Raw genomic sequence first — 15985 nt, forward strand, 5'->3', positions numbered from 1 at the left:
TTGCCTTTATCCGGGAGAGGAATAAAGATCTTGTATACGCTACCGGACAAAAATACCAAGCAACGAGAGAGAAGTCAGCGGATACGTGAAGTTAGAGGAGTCCATGCTTATCAGGCAGGTGTGAACGCTGAGATACTTGTAAAGAACATGCTCTTAGAAAATGGTTGGCAAATTTTATTGGAAAGGGCCCGCACTAAGCGCGGAGAAATAGATTTAGTTGCATCTAAAGCGTCAATTTTATGCTTTATCGAGGTCAAAAGCAGGCAAACAACATCTGATGCGCTGTTTGCATTAAGGCCAGCGCAGCAGAAACGCCTTTATAAAGCAGCGGAGTGCCTTCTGGCTGAGCATGCTACTTGGGTCTATGACGAAATGCGCTTTGACTTAGTAACCATTGATGCAGAGGGGAGAATTACATGGCTCAAAGATATCTTGAGGCAAATGTAAAATTTATAAAACGTCTAGAATCTCAAAAGTTTTTAAGACATTCTGCCGTATAAGCATCAAAAGTCTTAAAAACTCCTGCTGTGTATATACTCGCACAGATTAAGTGCGGTGCCGTTTCACTGCATGTGGCAGTGCGCTATGTTTACTTGGGTAAGAAACGAGATGCACCATACCGTGAGTTGGCTTCATTTTTGCGCTGGCAATTTGGCGATGCATAGATGTGATGTGTGCTACGTGGTGGACATGCACAATAGGAGGAGGTGCCGCAGTCAAAGAGGCAAAAGTCAGCTTGCTTGCTTCAAGGTCAGAAATAATACGTTCTGCGTGAGCAGAAGCACCAGTGGTCATAACACCAGCACTCATACCAACGAGAGCAAAAGCGCAACGCATGAACGGAAGCCGCATCATTTAAAGTCCTTGCCGCATTTCAACACTCAGGCAGACTACACAGCCCACCTGAGTATTGACAACCTAAAAAATCAGGATTCAGCAGTTGTTGGAATATTTTTTTCTTTCAGGAGATTTTGCAACTCCCCTGACTGGAACATTTCCATCACGATATCGCAGCCGCCAATAAATTCACCTTTGACGTAAAGCTGCGGAATGGTTGGCCAGTTGGAAAAATCCTTGATGCCCTGACGGATATTGGCATCTGCCAGCACATTGATGGCTTTGAAGGGCACGCCAATGTGGGAGAGGATTTGTACAACGCGGGCAGAGAAACCGCACTGAGGGAAATCGGCATCACCCTTCATGAACAAAACGACAGCGTTATTGTCAATTTCGGCCTGAATGTGCTGTTTGATTGTATCAGACATTGAGTTGGTCCTTTAAAAACTGAAGTTCAGGGAGCGGAAGTCTGGAGGGCTAAGGCATGAAGCTTACCCCCCATATGACCCTGCAACGCCTGATAGACAAGTTGGTGCTGCTTGACCCGAGAAAGGCCCCGAAAGGCCTCACTCGTTATGGCGCAGGAGTAATGGTCACCGTCTCCGGCCAGATCAGTGATGTTGATCTGAGCATCAGGAAACGCTTCCCGCAGGTAGGTTTCAAGCTCAGAAACAGACATGGCCATGTAGTAGAACTCCGGTTTGGTTTTTCAGTTTGCCATCAGGCTGGGGAAGAAAGCTTCGTTCGTAGTGACGAGGCGCGCTGTAGATATGGTAACGCCGCTTGGCAAAATCAAATCACGCCCACCTGAACGCCCCAATATTCTGGCTGGTACGCCTGATTGCTCAGCGCGGGCACAGAAGTCTGCACCGTTGGGCACGCAAACAACGTAACGGGCCTGATCTTCCCCAAACCAAAATGCTTCCGGACGAATGCCAGAGGTCGGGCTTTCAAGCTCACAGCCGATGCGGCTCGCCATGACCATTTCTGCCACAGCAACAAGAATACCGCCATCAGCCACGTCATGGCAGGCTTTGATCGAGCCAGTCTGAATTTCGTTACGCACAAAATCACCGTTACGTTTCTCAACGTTCAGATCAACGCGCGGTGGAGCACCCTCTTCCCGGCCAAGAATTTCACGTAGCCAGATAGACTGCCCAAGCTCGCCTTTGGTCTCGCCAATCAGTACGACGTCGGTATTATCAACCATATTCAGGCCGACAGCTTTTGACACATCGTCCAGAACACCAAGGGCACCAATGGCGGGTGTTGGCAGAATAGCCATGGTGGTTCCATCGGGCTGGCGTGTTTCATTATACAGAGACACATTGCCACTCACGACCGGGAAGTCCAGGACGCGGCAGGCTTCGCCCATGCCCTCAATGGCGGCAACAAACTGTCCCATGATTTCCGGTTTTTCCGGATTGCCAAAATTGAGGTTGTCCGTCACGGCGAGTGGACGTGCGCCCGTTGCCGTGATGTTGCGCCATGCTTCTGCAACGGCCTGTGCCCCACCTGTTCTTGGGTCAGCCTGACAGTACCGTGGCGTGCAGTCGGTCGTGAGGGCAAGCCCAAGAGTAGTATCTTCAATTTTTACAATCGCGGCATCGGCGGCACCCGGCCGGCGTACGGTCTGCCCACCAACCGTGCTGTCATACTGGTTCCAGACCCATGCACGGGAGGCAAGGTCAGGTGAGCCAACTAGTTTAAGCAGCATGGCATCGAGAGAAAGCGGTGCATGCACATTTTCAAGCGCTGGTGGCACGACTGGCGTGCTGGCAGGACGATCATAGATCGGAGCCTGTTCTGCCAATGGGTCGAGCGGAATATCGGCTTCCACCTGACCTTTGTGCTTCACAACGATATGCCCGGTCTCGGTCAAGTGCCCGATGATTGCAAAATCGAGTTCCCACTTCTCAAAAATGGCACGAGCCACTTCCGTCCGTTCAGGCTTCAGCACCATGAGCATGCGCTCCTGGCTTTCAGACAGCATCATTTCATACGCTGTCATGCCGGGTTCGCGCTGAGGAACTGCATCCAGGTCCAGTTCGATTCCAACGCCACCTTTGCCCGCCATTTCAACGGAAGATGACGTCAGACCAGCAGCCCCCATGTCCTGAATGGCAACAATGGCATCCGTCGCCATCAGTTCAAGGCAAGCTTCAATTAGAAGCTTTTCGATGAAGGGGTCGCCAACTTGTACTGTAGGGCGTTTGGCGAGAGCATTCTCGTCAAACTCAGCGGATGACATTGTCGCCCCGTGAATGCCGTCACGCCCCGTGCGGGAGCCAACATAGACAACCGGATTACCAATACCTGCGGCTGCGGACAGGAAAATACGGTCTTTGCGGGCGATACCTACGGTCATGGCGTTGACAAGCGGATTGCCATCATAGGCTGGGTGGAAGTTGATTTCCCCCCCAACCGTGGGAACGCCAACACAGTTGCCATATCCGCCAATACCACGGACAACACCGTCAATAATCTGACGGGTTCTCGGTGTTTCAGGGCTACCAAAGCGCAGGGCGTTCAGGTTGGCAACGGGACGAGCACCCATGGTGAATACGTCACGCAGAATACCGCCAACGCCTGTAGCAGCGCCCTGATACGGCTCGATGAAAGATGGGTGGTTGTGGCTTTCCATCTTGAAGATGGCGGCATAGCCCTCACCAACGTCCACAACGCCGGCATTTTCACCGGGGCCGTGAATAACCCAAGGTGCCTTTGTTGGTAGGGTTCTGAGCCATTTGCGGGACGATTTGTAAGAGCAGTGCTCCGACCACATAACGGAGAAAACACCAAGTTCTGTCAGGCTGGGCGTGCGGCCCATAATGCTGAGAACGCGGGCGTATTCTTCAGATGTCAGGCCAAACTCGCGGGCCAGTGCTTCATCTACGGTTTTTTTCACCGGACTATTGCCTCCACAAGGCCTTCAAACAGCGGCAGCCCGTCTTCTCCACCCATAAGTGGATCGACCAAGTCTTCCGGATGAGGCATCATACCGCAGATACGGGCGTTCTCGCTCAGGATACCAGCAATGCTGTTCACGCTGCCGTTTGGGTTTGTTGCAAAATCATCGTTCTGCACTTTCCCGTCCGGGGATGCATACCGGAACGCCACACGCCCCTCACCTTCCAAGCGCGCCAATGTCTCTGCATCCGCAGTATAGTTGCCATCGCCATGCGCTAATGGTGTGCGGAACACATCACCCTTTTTCCATTTATGGGTATAAGGGGTGTCATCACGCTCAACACGCAAAGTGCAGTCCTGAGACAGGAAGCGCAGGTTAGCATTCCGGAGCAGAGCGCCGGGTAGCATTCCCGTTTCTGTCAAAATCTGGAAACCGTTGCAGACCCCCAGAATATGACCACCTTTCTGTGCGAAAGCACGAATTTCCGCCATGATGGGGGAATGGGCTGCCATAGCCCCACAGCGCAGATAATCGCCGTAGCTAAAGCCGCCGGGAAGAACAATCAGGTCAACATCGGGGAGTTGCGTGTCCCGATGCCAGACCATGGTGGGAGCTTTTCCGGTAACACGCTTGAGCGCAATAGCCATATCACGCTCACGATTGGTACCCGGAAAAACGACAATCGCTGATTTCATTTGCTGGCACTACACGGGTAAGAGTCATGTAAGGCCCGGAAGACGCTCTCGCCAACCGGCTTGGACAGGCTGTCTGAGTGGCCTTTCAGCCACGCAAGAACTTTGCCACGCATGGAGGCTGCGTTTTCCGCTGTCGGAATACAGAATCCCGCCGGCGCAGACGCATCGCCTTCATTTTTATCATTGATTTTGGCAAGAGCGCCCGCATCAGCCATGCCGGTGATATAGGCATCACACACGCTGATTCCTGCTGGACGACTGCAAATGCGCGCGAAATTTCCCGTCTGGAGGGATGAGACGCGCTGCGCATGGGCTAAACCTGCTGGGGCTAGAATGGCTGCGCCAAGCACGAGGCAGGCAACGCGTTTCATGCCACAACCTCAACGCTAAAGTCTTCAATAACCAGATTGGCCAGAAGATCCCGCGCCATGGCTTCAGCCTGTTTTTCAACGGCAGCGCGGTCTGTTCCGTCCACGTCCAGTTCAATGATCTTGCCGACACGAACATCCCCAACGCCGGGGAAGTTCAGGGTCTGCAAAGCGTGGCCGATGGCTTTACCCTGCGGGTCAAGCACACCTTCTTTTAACATGACGGTTACGCGCACCTTCATCGGATTACATTCCTGTTTTGCGTGTGGGCAGATAATTACTGAGCAGCCTCTGGCCCCTTGAGGTCAGAACCATTGCCTTCTTCCGGCAGAATACCAAGGCGGCGGGCAACTTCCTGATAGGCTTCCTTCACGCTTCCCATGTCACGACGGAAGCGGTCCTTGTCCAGTTTTTCACTGGTGTGGGTATCCCACAGGCGGCAGTTATCAGGCGATATTTCGTCAGCCAGTACAATATGGCTGTCATCACCATCCCACTGACGTCCAAATTCAAGCTTGAAGTCGACAAGCTGGATGCCAATGCCGGCGAAGAGACCACACAGGAAGTCGTTAACCCGCATGGCATGGCCGGTCATTTCTTCAAGGTCATGGGGGCAGGCCCAGCCAAAGGCGATAATGTGATCTTCAGAAACCAGAGGGTCACCTAGCGCATCGTTTTTGTAGTAAAATTCTACAATGGCACGTGGTAGGCGGGTGCCTTCCTCAATATTGAACCGTTTGGCAATGCTGCCAGCAGCAATATTGCGGACAACCACTTCAAGGGGGATAATTTCCACTTCCTTGACCAACTGCTCACGCATGTTGATGCGGCGTATAAAATGCGTGGGGATCCCGATTTCCTGCAACCGGAGCATCAAGTGCTCACTGATACGGTTGTTCAGAACGCCTTTCCCAGTGATCACACCACTTTTGGCGCCGTTACCTGCGGTAGCGTCATCCTTGAAATACTGGACAATGGTGCCCGGTTCGGGACCTTCAAAAAGGATTTTAGCCTTACCTTCGTAAAGCTGGCGACGACGGGCCATGGTCATCCTTACCTGTCTTGCTGGAAGCCTACTACTACGTTCGGCCTGATGAAGAAGGGTTGATATAGCCCTTCCCACCAAAATGCCGTCATAGCAGGGTTAAGAAATTGAAGAAATAGCTACCCACTTACTGAGCAGGGCCAGCTTCTCCGAATACTTTTTCGTACAGTGCGTCAATTGCCTTAAGGTGCTGGCGGCTATCCATGGCAGCATCCAGCACGTCAGCAGGGATGCGGCCGGAAATTTCCGGGTCAATAGCCAAGTTTTCTCGGAAGGTTTTCCCTTCAGGCGTCCCTAGTTTTGTCCATGTGGCCATCGCATTTTTCTGCACAATCCGGTACGCGTCTTCACGGGACATGCCGGCACGCGCAAGCGCCAGAAGTACCTCACCAGAATGCACAACCCCACCAAGACTTTCGATATTGGCAGCCATCCGCTCGGGGTAGACAACAAGCTTGCTGATCATGCCTGAGAGGCGCGCTAGGGCAAAGTCCAGCCCGATAGTGGCATCCGGGCAGATATTCCGTTCCACAGAGGAGTGGCTGATATCGCGCTCATGCCACAGCGCCACGTTCTCAAGAGCAGGAATGGCGGCAGAGCGCACAAGACGTGCCAGACCCGTCAGGTTTTCGGTCAGTACGGGGTTGCGTTTATGCGGCATGGCAGATGACCCCTTCTGTCCGGGGTGGAAGAACTCTTCTGCTTCACGCACTTCAGAGCGCTGAAGGTGGCGGACTTCAATGGCCAGACGCTCAATGCCGCTGGCAATAACAGCTAGTGTGCAGAAATAAGCTGCATGACGGTCACGGGGAATAACTTGCGTGGACACAGGCTCAGGCTTCAGGCCAAGGCGCTCTGCCACAAAACTCTCAACCCGGATATCCAAGTGAGCGTAGGTGCCTACTGCGCCTGAGATGGCACAGGTTGCAATTTCAGCGCGCGCGGCTTCCAGGCGTGCTTTATTCCGCGCAAATTCGGCATAATGCCCGGCCAGCTTGAGACCGAAAGATGTTGGCTCAGCATGGATAGCGTGGCTGCGGCCAATGGTCAGCGTATGTTTATGCTCGAAGGCACGCGCACGCAGCGCGGTCAGAACATCGTCCAGATCTTTCAACAGCAGGTCTGTGGCCTGAACAAGCTGAACAGCAAGGCAGGTGTCCAGAATGTCTGAAGACGTCATGCCCAGATGGACAAAACGGCTTTCCGGCCCGACTTTTTCCGCAAGCCATGTCAGGAACGCAATGACATCGTGCCGCGTTTCGGCTTCAATTTCATCAATGCGTGCAAGGTCTGCATCGGAAAATGCTGCAAGGGCAGCATCGCCTTTTTCACGCACAATTTTGGCGGCTTCTTTTGGAACATCGCCATACTCGGCCATGGCTTCACAGGCTAAGGCCTCGATCTCAAACCAGATACGATAGCGGTTTTCAGGGGACCAGATAGCGGCCATAACGGGACGAGTATAGCGCGGCACCATAACGCGGCATTCCTCCAGAAAGCGGGATAATGCGGGCTTCTCTACCTGATTTCCGGGGCGGCGTCTGCCCGTGAACGAATAAAACTTTGACTAGGCCCCTACTTTGGGGAAGTTCGGTCTAAGTCCCTTTCATTTTCAGACAGTCGAATCGGAGTTTTTGTGAACGGTTTGCTTGACGGTTTTAGTGTGCAGGCGGTTATTGCGTTTTTGCAGGTCGTTCTGATTGACGTAACTTTGGCGGGCGATAATGCCGTTGTCATTGGGCTCGTCGTCAAATCGCTTTCTCCCCAAGATCGTAAGAAGGCTATTTTTACCGGCATCGGTATTGCTGCCGTTCTGCGTATTTTGCTGGCGCTGGTGGCCGTTAAACTGCTGGCGATCGTGGGGCTGACACTGGCTGGAGGCCTGTTGCTGTTATGGGTTTGCTGGCGCATGTACCGCGAAATGCGGGATGAGCACGATGCTCCTGAAGGTGCTCAGGCTATACCGGGCAGCTTTGGTAAAGCCGTTGTGCGTATTCTGCTGGCCGATATCTCCATGAGCCTTGATAACGTGCTTGCTGTGGCTGGTGCTGCGTCAGAGCACCCCGGCATTCTCGTTATGGGGTTAGTCTTATCCGTTTTACTCATGGGTATAGCCGCATCGTTTATTGCGCGTTTGCTTGAGCGATATAAGTGGATTTCATGGGTAGGGTTACTGATCGTTCTGGCTGTCGCCATTGAATTGATTGTTAAAGGCGGCGGAGAAATCTGGGGGCACCTGCCGCATTAAGTGCCGGAAGGTAACGACAGTATTTTCTTGACGGCATAAGACGGCTTGTCAGGCGATGACGGATGGCTAAAGCTTAATTCTATGGCTAAGCATTCCTCCTTGTCCGCGGGCCGCTTGAACGGTGCCGTACTGTTTTCCGTACTCTTTTTGAGTGCCTGCTCATCCCCGCCGGATGCCTCACAATCCTCCACGGGCTCCCCTGCACAGACTGTTGCGGGAAGCCTGCCTGAGGAAGCAACCAGACCTGTGTCACAAGTCGCCGGGTCAGTTCAGGACCGACTGACTATATGGCTGAAGCTGGTTGGAACAAGCCATGCTCCGGTGCAGGATTATGCTGATTTTCTTAATACTCGTCCGGTGTGGCCGCGGTGGCAGCTTATAAAGCTGCGCATGCAACAGGCTTTGGCTCAGGAGAATGATCCAGCCGTATTGAAGCAGTTTTGTGCCGAGCAGGCCCTCACTTACGGTCCGGCTTTAGCACACTGCTCTACACAGGTGGGTAATGCTGTTGCAGGCCTCCCTGCCCGGTTAAGTGCACAAGCCCGTCAAGCTTGGATGAATGGAAACGATACTGCTCAGGCAGCAACGGCGCTCACAAGTAATTTTTCTCAAGCCCTTACGCCTGAAGCCTCATGGTTGCGTTTCAATCGGCAGGAAAAAAGCGGTTTGCTGGCTGCTGCACGGCAGACTGTGCTCTATTTGAGTGGTAATCGTCAGAAGGTTGCTCTTGCACGACTGGCATTTCGTGCGGGTGATGCATCCGCCGGATCACAAATCTCTGGCCTTTCCGGCTCTGATTTGGCCGATCCTCTTCTGGTACTGGATCATGCTCGGTGGCTTCGCTCACAGAAGCGCTATGATGACGCTCTTGCATTATGGAAGAGCGACGCTGCAAAAGCTGAGGTGACAACCTCCCTCGCCGCTTTCTGGCATGAGCGTGATGCTCTGGCACGTGAGTTGCTGGAGATCAACCGGGATGCGGATGCATTTTCCGTGGCGCACGATACTAGCCTGATCGGTGCAAATAAGCTGGACGCGGCATTTTTGTGCGGGTGGATCGCGCTGGAAAAACAGAAAAATCCAACCGTTGCAGAGCCCTTTTTTAGAGAACTTGCTGACTCCCCCGCATTGATAACTCGTAGCCGGGGATATTATTGGCTGGGTCGTGCCCATGCTCTTTCCCAGAACAGTGAAAGTGCCAGAGCGGATTATCTGAGAGCAGCAAGTGATGCAGGAACGTTCTATGGGCAAATGGCAGCCGCTGAACTTGATGGTCAGCGTCCTACCCTCTCTTCCCAGCAAGAGGTACCCACTATAACGATACGGGCGTTAAAAGCAGCAAGCTCTCTGCATACGGCTTCAGCCACAGGTGCTCGGCTATCACAAAGTGACCTGGTGCAGGCTGCGCAGATTTTAGTCTCACAGGGTGATTACGCGCATGCCCGAGACTTTCTGAACCTATTAGCTCTGCAGGTTGTAACCATGTCGGACAAACTGGCGCTTGTCAGTCTGTCCACGCAGCTACAGATACCAGATGTTGGTGTGGCGCTGTCTCGGCAGCTAGGGAAAAATGGTATTTTTCTTCTGCATGAAGGTTGGCCTGCCCCATATTCCCTGCCTGCTAACACTCTGCCATCCGGGCTGGTCTTAGGGCTTATGCGGCAGGAAAGTAGCTTTAACCCTGATGCGGTAAGCTCTTCCAACGCTATTGGGCTAATGCAGCTTAAGCCTTCAACCGCTGGCGATATGCTCCGTAAGGCAGGCTTGCCAGCATCAGCAGCAACAGCATCCGGTCTTCATAATCCGGATAATAACATCAGGTTCGGCATCGCTTATCTTGAGCATATGCAGGAGCGTTTTGGCCCTGTCGTGCCCTATATTGCAGCAGCTTATAATGGTGGCCCAGGTCGACTTGGGCGATGGCTGGCTTCCTCTGGTAATCCCGTAGCAAATAATGCATCTCAGTTTGAAATGATCGACTGGATTGAAAGCATTCCTTACAGCGAAACACGAAATTATGTGCAACGTGTCTGGGAAAATATGACAATTTACAGAGTGATGGAGCAATCGAAGTGACACTGGCACGATTTATAGCAACGTTTGGTGGGTGTGGCCTTGCTCCTAAAGCCCCAGGTACTGTTGGTTCACTGGCTGCTTTGGCGGTAGGGCTTCCTCTCCTTAAAAGACCCAAAAGCTTACTTGTGAGTGCGGTGGCGGCGTCAGTTATTGGTGTTTGGGCTTCTAAACAAGCTGGAGATGGAGAAGATCACAGCTGGATTGTGATCGATGAAGTGGCTGGAATGTGGATTAGCCTTCTAGCGTGTTTGCCCACCCAGAAAGATGCAAAGCCTTCTTTTGTCTGGCCGCTTATTGCTTTTGGATTGTTTCGGCTGTTCGATATCAAAAAGCCGGGACCCGTTGGAATGCTAGACCGTAGGCATGATGCTGTTGGTATTATGGGAGATGATGTTGTGGCCGGTCTTATGGCTGCTGGTTGCGTCACATTGCTCAGAAAATTGAAGCGCTAAAACCTGTTGGGAAAATAATAAGGGAGAGTAAGCATTATGGCCTTTGATACACCGACTTTACTCGACGGCTCTATGGAAACCTCTCTTCTTTCTCAATCGGCAGAAATTTTAGGGCTTTTGCGTAGTTATCATGTGAAGCTGGTCACTGCAGAAAGCTGCACTGGTGGGCTTTTGGCGGCTCTTCTGACACATCATGCTGGATCTTCAGACGTCACAGAGGGTGGTTTAGTTACCTATTCTAATGGATTGAAGATGTCGGTTTTGGGGGTCAGAGCTGTAACACTTTCTGATTATGGGGCAGTCAGTGCTGAGACTGTAAAGGAGATGTCGGCAGGGGCGCTGGGAGTTGCTCTGGAGGCATCTATTGCAATTTCCATTTCAGGGATTGCTGGCCCATCTGGCGGATCTGCAGAAAAACCAGTCGGCCTTGTATGGTTTGGGATTATGAAGCGCGGAAAACCTGCCCAAGCGTACCATAAAATATTTTCAGGAGATCGGACCGCTATTCGGTCTCAAGCTGCCGCTTATGCTTTTACGTTAATAAGTGCCTGTCTCACCTCTGGAGCACCCTGACCGATCTGTCTCTAACGGTCAGGGTTCCTGAGTAAGCTAAAGCTTACTGCCCAGAGTTCGGTGCGTTTTGAACATCTGTTGCGGATGGAATTTTAGGAGTATCTGGAAGGGCTGGTGCAGTTACGCCAGTTCCGGGAGCCACCACGGCAGGAGCATGGGATGGAACAGACGGTGCGCTGTTGATCAGGCCTCGTTCAGGTACTGTTTCATGAAGGCCTGGCGGAGCCGCAACAGGGGTTTGCGCCGCTGCCAAGCTTTTGTTGTTGAGATCATCTGTTGAAGGACTTGCTTTATCAACAGAACTGGCATGAGGCTTATGATGCACACTATGGTGTGTTGCTGCGAACACGGGCGTACTGCTCAACACGGCAAGAGCTGAGGCGACGATAAGGCTGGAAGCTTTTTTCATAATAATCTCCTTCAAACCTGAATGGTGTTGACGGTAAAAGCCAACACCGTAACAAACAGGGTCGCCTCTCAACGCACGGAAACCGTAAAAGTCTCAAAAAGAATGTGCGTTACCGAGCTGTTTGGCTGGTTTCGGGGCTGACGGTGCCAATTTGTGGTGGACCGTAAACATCACGAGCGCGTTTTATAAATGCGGAGACCATTAAACGCACAGCTTCACCAAAAACCACCCCAATAGCAGCCTGTAGAATGCGGGAGCGAAATTCAAAATCGACATAGAACTCGACAAGGCATCCTTTGGGATCCGGTGTGAACTTCCAAATATTTTTCAGGTACTTGAAAGGCCCTTTCTCATAATGAACAGTGATCTGAGAAAAGCGATCGAGCGTTACACGAGACGTAAAGCTTTCCCGGAACGGACCGAAGCCAACCGTCAGGTCTGCAACAAGCTCTGTGGTCGTTCGGGAGCGTATAGTGGCTGACGTGCACCAAGGTAGAAATTCCGGATACCGGTTTACATCAGCAACTAGATCAAAAATCTGTTCTGGCTGGTAAGCTAGGACACGCTTTTCTGCGTGTTTTGGCATTCTTAAGCCCCTTTCAGTCGTGCTGCGCGCGCCGCTCTCAATTCCGCGAAATCAGAATCAGCATGATAAGATGAGCGCGTAAGCGGGCTTGAACTTACTTGAAGAAACCCCTTAACCCGGGCCATTTTCCCGTAATCCTCAAACTCCAGCGGTGTGACAAACCTGTCAACAGCAGCATGTTTTACTGTTGGCTGGAGATACTGCCCCATGGTGATAAAATCTACATCTGCTATGCGCAGATCATCCATGACCTGAGCTAATTCCATTTTCTCCTCGCCTAAACCCAGCATGAGGCCTGACTTGGTGAATATTGAGGGGTCCATTTCTTTGACACGGTCGAGAAGACGGAGGGATTGATAATATCGCGCACCGGGTCTGATGGTGGGATATAGTCTCGGCACAGTCTCGAGATTATGATTGAAGACATCAGGTTTTGCTTTAACAACAACCTCTAACGCATTGTTTTTGCGTAAAAAATCCGGTGTGAGAATTTCTATTGTCGTCTCAGGGGATGCCGCACGGATCGCACCGATAACTTCTGCGAAGTGACGGGCGCCACCATCAGCGAGGTCATCACGATCTACAGAGGTGATAACCACGTGACGTAAGCCCAGTTTTGCTACGGCTTCAGCTACGCGTGCAGGTTCATCAGCGTCCAGAGCATGGGGTAAACCCGTGGTGACATTGCAAAAAGAGCACGCGCGTGTGCAAATTTCCCCCATAATCATCATGGTTGCATGGCGTTGAGACCAGCATTCGCCAATATTCGGGCACGCCGCTTCCTCGCACACTGTCACCAGACGATTATCGCGCATGAGCTGCCGGGTCTCATGATACACTGGATGGGTAGGTGCTTTAACGCGGATCCATTCCGGTTTACGGGCAATCGGATTATCTGGTCGATGCGCCTTTTCCGGGTGCCTGACTTTACTTGCTCCACCTTTACGGTGATCGATTAAGACACGAGTAGACATGATGCCCGCCTGCACACAAACTGAAGACTAAGGAATAGAACTGTGACGCTCCCTCCTTCACGTCAAGGCAGAAGCGTCACAGATAAGCCAGCAAAGGCATCACACCCGTGCGATGACCAGACTAGGGTATAATTTTACTAGAAATGCAGTGCACCGCTATAGGCAGCCAAGACCGCTTCATGCATCGATTCAGAAATGGTCGGGTGCGGGAAAATGGTTTCCGTCAGTTCCGCTTCGGTCAGTTCTCCGGAACGTGCAATGACATAACCTTGAATCATCTCGGTCACTTCTGCACCAATCATATGCGCCCCGAGTAGCTCGCCTGTTTGTGCATCAAAAACCGTTTTGACCAACCCCTCGGCTTCCCCCATTGCCAAAGCCTTACCATTGGCAATCAGCGGGAATTTCCCCACACGCACTTTGTAACCGGCTTCCTTTGCGCGTGCTTCTGTGTAGCCCACAGAAGCAACCTGCGGCCGGCAGTAAGTGCAGCCAGGAATTTTGGTTGCATCGATAGGATGTACGGTTTTTCCTGCAATAGCTTCCACACACATTACAGCTTCATGGCTGGCTTTGTGCGCAAGCCATGGCGCGCCTGCGACGTCTCCAATGGCATAAACACCAGCTTCTCCCGTACGGCACAGAGCGTCGGTGACAATATGCGTACGATCAACTGTTATTTTAGTGTTTTCTAACCCTAGATTTTCAACATTTCCGACGATACCCACAGCCGAGATAACACGATCTACAGTAATGTTATGGGTTTTACCGCCAGCTTCCACGGTAACCGTTACGTCTGTCGCATTTTTTGAAAGCGGGCCAAGCTTAGCGCTTGTGAAAACTTTCATGCCCTGTTTTTCGAACGATTTTTGGGCAAGCGCGCTGATTTCTTCGTCTTCCACTGGCAGTACGCGTGGTGCGACTTCAACCAGCGTTACCTCTGCCCCCATATTCCGGTAGAAAGACGCAAATTCGGTACCAATTGCTCCAGAGCCAATAACAAGCAGCCGCTTGGGCAACTCATCCGGCACCAAAGCTTCACGGTAAGACCAAACGAACTTGCCATCAGGCTCAAGGCCGGGAAGGACACGCGCCCGCGCACCTGTCGCTAGAATAACATGCCGAGCTGTAAGGGTTGTCTCAGCGCTATCTTTTTGGCTGAGCTTAACCTTGCGTTTGCCTTCTGGGCCAATGCCGTCCAGCTTCCCATATCCGTTAAAAACGGGGACTTTCGCCTTTTTGAGGAGGTGCGCAACGCCGGAGGCAAGCTGTTTGGAAACAGCACGAGAGCGCCCCACAATTTTGGAGAAGTCAAAGCTGACCCCTTCAGCTTTGAAGCCATACGTGTCTAGATCATGCAGCAGGTGATTGATTTCTGAAGCACGTAGCAAGGCTTTTGTGGGAATACAGCCCCAGTTAAGGCAAATGCCGCCAAGATGCTGGGCCTCCACAACACCGACTGAAAGCCCGAGCTGCGCAGCCCTCAGTGCCGCGACATATCCGCCAGGGCCACCGCCTATGACAAGAATATCAAAATCTGTCTTACTCATGGGTGTGTTCCTAACTTTAAATCACGAGGCTTAAAGGTGATTCCACGATAGAACGGAAAGCGGAAAGCCACTCTGCTGCTGTAGATCCATCTACAACACGATGATCGACCGATAGAGTTACGGTCATGACGGTGGCTATAGCGATCTCATTCCCTTTTACCACGGGCAGCTTACGGCCCGCTGCAATGGCAAGAATAGCAGCCTGCGGCGGGTTAATGATGGCAGAAAAATCTTTCACGCCGTACATACCCATGTTGGAGATGGAGAAAGTACCTCCCTGAAACTCTTCAGGTTTCAGTTTTCCAGCCCGTGCGCGCTTTACCAGATCTTTGGTTTCCTGACTGATCTGCTTCAGACTCTTTTTATCAGCCTGCTTAACAATAGGCGTAATCAGCCCGTCAGGAATGGAGACAGCGACAGAAATATCAACGTCATCATACATGATCATGGCATCATCAGTGAATGACGCATTTACGCTGGGAATACGCTTCAGAGCGACTGCTGCGGCTTTTACCAGCATGTCATTCACGGATAATTTGAACGTGTCAGGCCCTTCTGCCGGAGATGTGGCATTGAGCTGTGAACGCAGCGCCAACAGGGCATCCAATTCTACATCAACCGACACATAGAAGTGTGGAACCGTACTTTTTGACTCTGCCAGTCGTTTTGCAATGACCTTGCGCATTGAAGAATGCGGAACGATTTTATGGCCACCAGACGAAAGCGGAGCTGCTGCCACGGCTTTTTCTTGGCCTTTGATGGATGTTCCCGGATGCGCCGCAGCATCCACGTCTTTTCGTACAATACGACCGTTCGGGCCGCTGCCTTTAACAGTAGCGAGATCTATATTTTTCTGGGACGCAACACGTTTGGCCAAAGGCGAGGCAAACACCCGGTTTGTGGGAGGCGTTGAAGCAGCAGGAGTTTGAGACGCTACTTTTGGTTCGGGTGCAGCCGCTTCAGGTTCTTTTTTAACAGGCGCAGCAGCGGACACGCTTTCTGGCACCGCCTCGCCTTCTTCTACGAGGATAGCAATGGGCGTGTTTACACTGACGCCTTGCGTGCCTTCCTGAACCAGAATGCGGCCAAGGATACCTTCTTCCACCGCTTCCACTTCCATGGTGGCTTTATCGGTTTCAATTTCTGCCAGAACGTCTCCAGCAGAAATGGTGTCCCCTTCCTTTTTGAGCCAGCGTGCAAGTGCTCCTTCCGTCATGGTGGGGGAAAGAGCTGGCATAAGAATTTCAGTAGCCATGATATA

At 52.0% G+C, this 15985-nt stretch carries 19 protein-coding genes; 5 read left to right on the forward strand and 14 right to left on the reverse strand.

Annotated elements, in window-relative coordinates:
- Window positions 1–30 precede the first annotated feature (30 nt).
- Entirely contained in the window at window positions 31–447 is a 417-nt protein-coding gene (locus ACTIDN_RS00565; protein WP_441375622.1) for a YraN family protein, read from the forward strand.
- Window positions 448–546: 99 nt separating this feature from the next.
- Here the strand turns inward: ACTIDN_RS00565 and ACTIDN_RS00570 are convergent, their stop codons facing one another.
- From ACTIDN_RS00570 to purB, 9 genes are all read right to left on the reverse strand, one after another.
- The gene (locus ACTIDN_RS00570; RefSeq protein WP_441375623.1) at window positions 547–855 is read right to left on the reverse strand and encodes a hypothetical protein; all 309 of its coding nucleotides are present in this window, start codon (window positions 853–855) and stop codon (window positions 547–549) included.
- A 71-nt stretch (window positions 856–926) separates the two neighbouring features.
- Complete coding sequence (grxD, locus tag ACTIDN_RS00575) at window positions 927–1265, reverse strand: Grx4 family monothiol glutaredoxin (protein WP_048839251.1); 339 nt, start codon at window positions 1263–1265, stop codon at window positions 927–929.
- 26 nt (window positions 1266–1291) lie between these two features.
- A complete protein-coding gene (locus ACTIDN_RS00580) occupies window positions 1292–1522 on the reverse strand; it encodes a BolA/IbaG family iron-sulfur metabolism protein (protein WP_048839250.1) in 231 nt (76 codons plus the stop codon).
- A gap of 24 nt (window positions 1523–1546) precedes the next feature.
- Window positions 1547–3745, reverse strand: a complete 2199-nt coding sequence (gene purL / locus ACTIDN_RS00585) for a phosphoribosylformylglycinamidine synthase subunit PurL (RefSeq protein WP_441375624.1) — start codon at window positions 3743–3745, stop codon at window positions 1547–1549.
- Entirely contained in the window at window positions 3742–4443 is a 702-nt protein-coding gene (purQ, locus tag ACTIDN_RS00590; protein WP_441375625.1) for a phosphoribosylformylglycinamidine synthase subunit PurQ, read from the reverse strand. Before purQ ends, purL begins: the two co-directional genes overlap by 4 nt.
- Entirely contained in the window at window positions 4440–4814 is a 375-nt protein-coding gene (locus ACTIDN_RS00595; protein ID WP_415507769.1) for a Rap1a/Tai family immunity protein, read from the reverse strand. The genes purQ and ACTIDN_RS00595 overlap by 4 nt, the downstream gene beginning before the upstream one ends.
- Complete coding sequence (gene purS / locus ACTIDN_RS00600; RefSeq protein WP_048839246.1) at window positions 4811–5053, reverse strand: phosphoribosylformylglycinamidine synthase subunit PurS; 243 nt, start codon at window positions 5051–5053, stop codon at window positions 4811–4813. The genes ACTIDN_RS00595 and purS overlap by 4 nt, the downstream gene beginning before the upstream one ends.
- Before the next feature lie 35 nt (window positions 5054–5088).
- Entirely contained in the window at window positions 5089–5856 is a 768-nt protein-coding gene (gene purC / locus ACTIDN_RS00605; protein WP_415507768.1) for a phosphoribosylaminoimidazolesuccinocarboxamide synthase, read from the reverse strand.
- A 127-nt stretch (window positions 5857–5983) separates the two neighbouring features.
- On the reverse strand, window positions 5984–7333 hold the full coding sequence (gene purB, locus ACTIDN_RS00610) for an adenylosuccinate lyase (RefSeq protein ID WP_086650256.1): 1350 nt from the start codon (window positions 7331–7333) through the stop codon (window positions 5984–5986).
- 159 nt (window positions 7334–7492) lie between these two features.
- Between purB and ACTIDN_RS00615 the strand changes: the two genes are divergently transcribed.
- From ACTIDN_RS00615 to ACTIDN_RS00630, 4 genes are all read left to right on the forward strand, one after another.
- Entirely contained in the window at window positions 7493–8104 is a 612-nt protein-coding gene (locus ACTIDN_RS00615; protein WP_441375626.1) for a YjbE family putative metal transport protein, read from the forward strand.
- Between the two features lie 81 nt (window positions 8105–8185).
- Window positions 8186–10180 carry a transglycosylase SLT domain-containing protein gene (locus tag ACTIDN_RS00620; protein WP_441375627.1) on the forward strand — a complete coding sequence of 665 codons (1995 nt, stop codon included), beginning with the start codon at window positions 8186–8188 and terminating at the stop codon, window positions 10178–10180.
- Entirely contained in the window at window positions 10177–10632 is a 456-nt protein-coding gene (locus ACTIDN_RS00625) for a phosphatidylglycerophosphatase A family protein (RefSeq protein WP_441375628.1), read from the forward strand. The genes ACTIDN_RS00620 and ACTIDN_RS00625 overlap by 4 nt, the downstream gene beginning before the upstream one ends.
- A 36-nt stretch (window positions 10633–10668) precedes the next feature.
- Window positions 10669–11205, forward strand: a complete 537-nt coding sequence (locus tag ACTIDN_RS00630) for a CinA family protein (RefSeq protein WP_441375629.1) — start codon at window positions 10669–10671, stop codon at window positions 11203–11205.
- Window positions 11206–11248: 43 nt separating this feature from the next.
- Here the strand turns inward: ACTIDN_RS00630 and ACTIDN_RS00635 are convergent, their stop codons facing one another.
- The 5 genes from ACTIDN_RS00635 to ACTIDN_RS00655 all read right to left on the reverse strand — a co-directional run bounded on the left by ACTIDN_RS00635 (window position 11249) and on the right by ACTIDN_RS00655 (window position 15979).
- Complete coding sequence (locus tag ACTIDN_RS00635) at window positions 11249–11614, reverse strand: hypothetical protein (protein WP_415507763.1); 366 nt, start codon at window positions 11612–11614, stop codon at window positions 11249–11251.
- Window positions 11615–11723: 109 nt separating this feature from the next.
- Window positions 11724–12200 carry a type II toxin-antitoxin system RatA family toxin gene (locus ACTIDN_RS00640; protein WP_415507762.1) on the reverse strand — a complete coding sequence of 159 codons (477 nt, stop codon included), beginning with the start codon at window positions 12198–12200 and terminating at the stop codon, window positions 11724–11726.
- Between the two features lie 2 nt (window positions 12201–12202).
- On the reverse strand, window positions 12203–13174 hold the full coding sequence (gene lipA / locus ACTIDN_RS00645; RefSeq protein ID WP_415507761.1) for a lipoyl synthase: 972 nt from the start codon (window positions 13172–13174) through the stop codon (window positions 12203–12205).
- A 137-nt stretch (window positions 13175–13311) separates the two neighbouring features.
- Window positions 13312–14724, reverse strand: a complete 1413-nt coding sequence (gene lpdA, locus ACTIDN_RS00650; RefSeq protein ID WP_441375630.1) for a dihydrolipoyl dehydrogenase — start codon at window positions 14722–14724, stop codon at window positions 13312–13314.
- Window positions 14725–14740: 16 nt separating this feature from the next.
- On the reverse strand, window positions 14741–15979 hold the full coding sequence (locus ACTIDN_RS00655; protein ID WP_441375631.1) for a pyruvate dehydrogenase complex dihydrolipoamide acetyltransferase: 1239 nt from the start codon (window positions 15977–15979) through the stop codon (window positions 14741–14743).
- Window positions 15980–15985 lie beyond the last annotated feature (6 nt).

It is taken from the genome of Acetobacter sp. (assembly GCF_052102375.1).
In the GTDB taxonomy this organism is placed as follows: domain Bacteria; phylum Pseudomonadota; class Alphaproteobacteria; order Acetobacterales; family Acetobacteraceae; genus Acetobacter.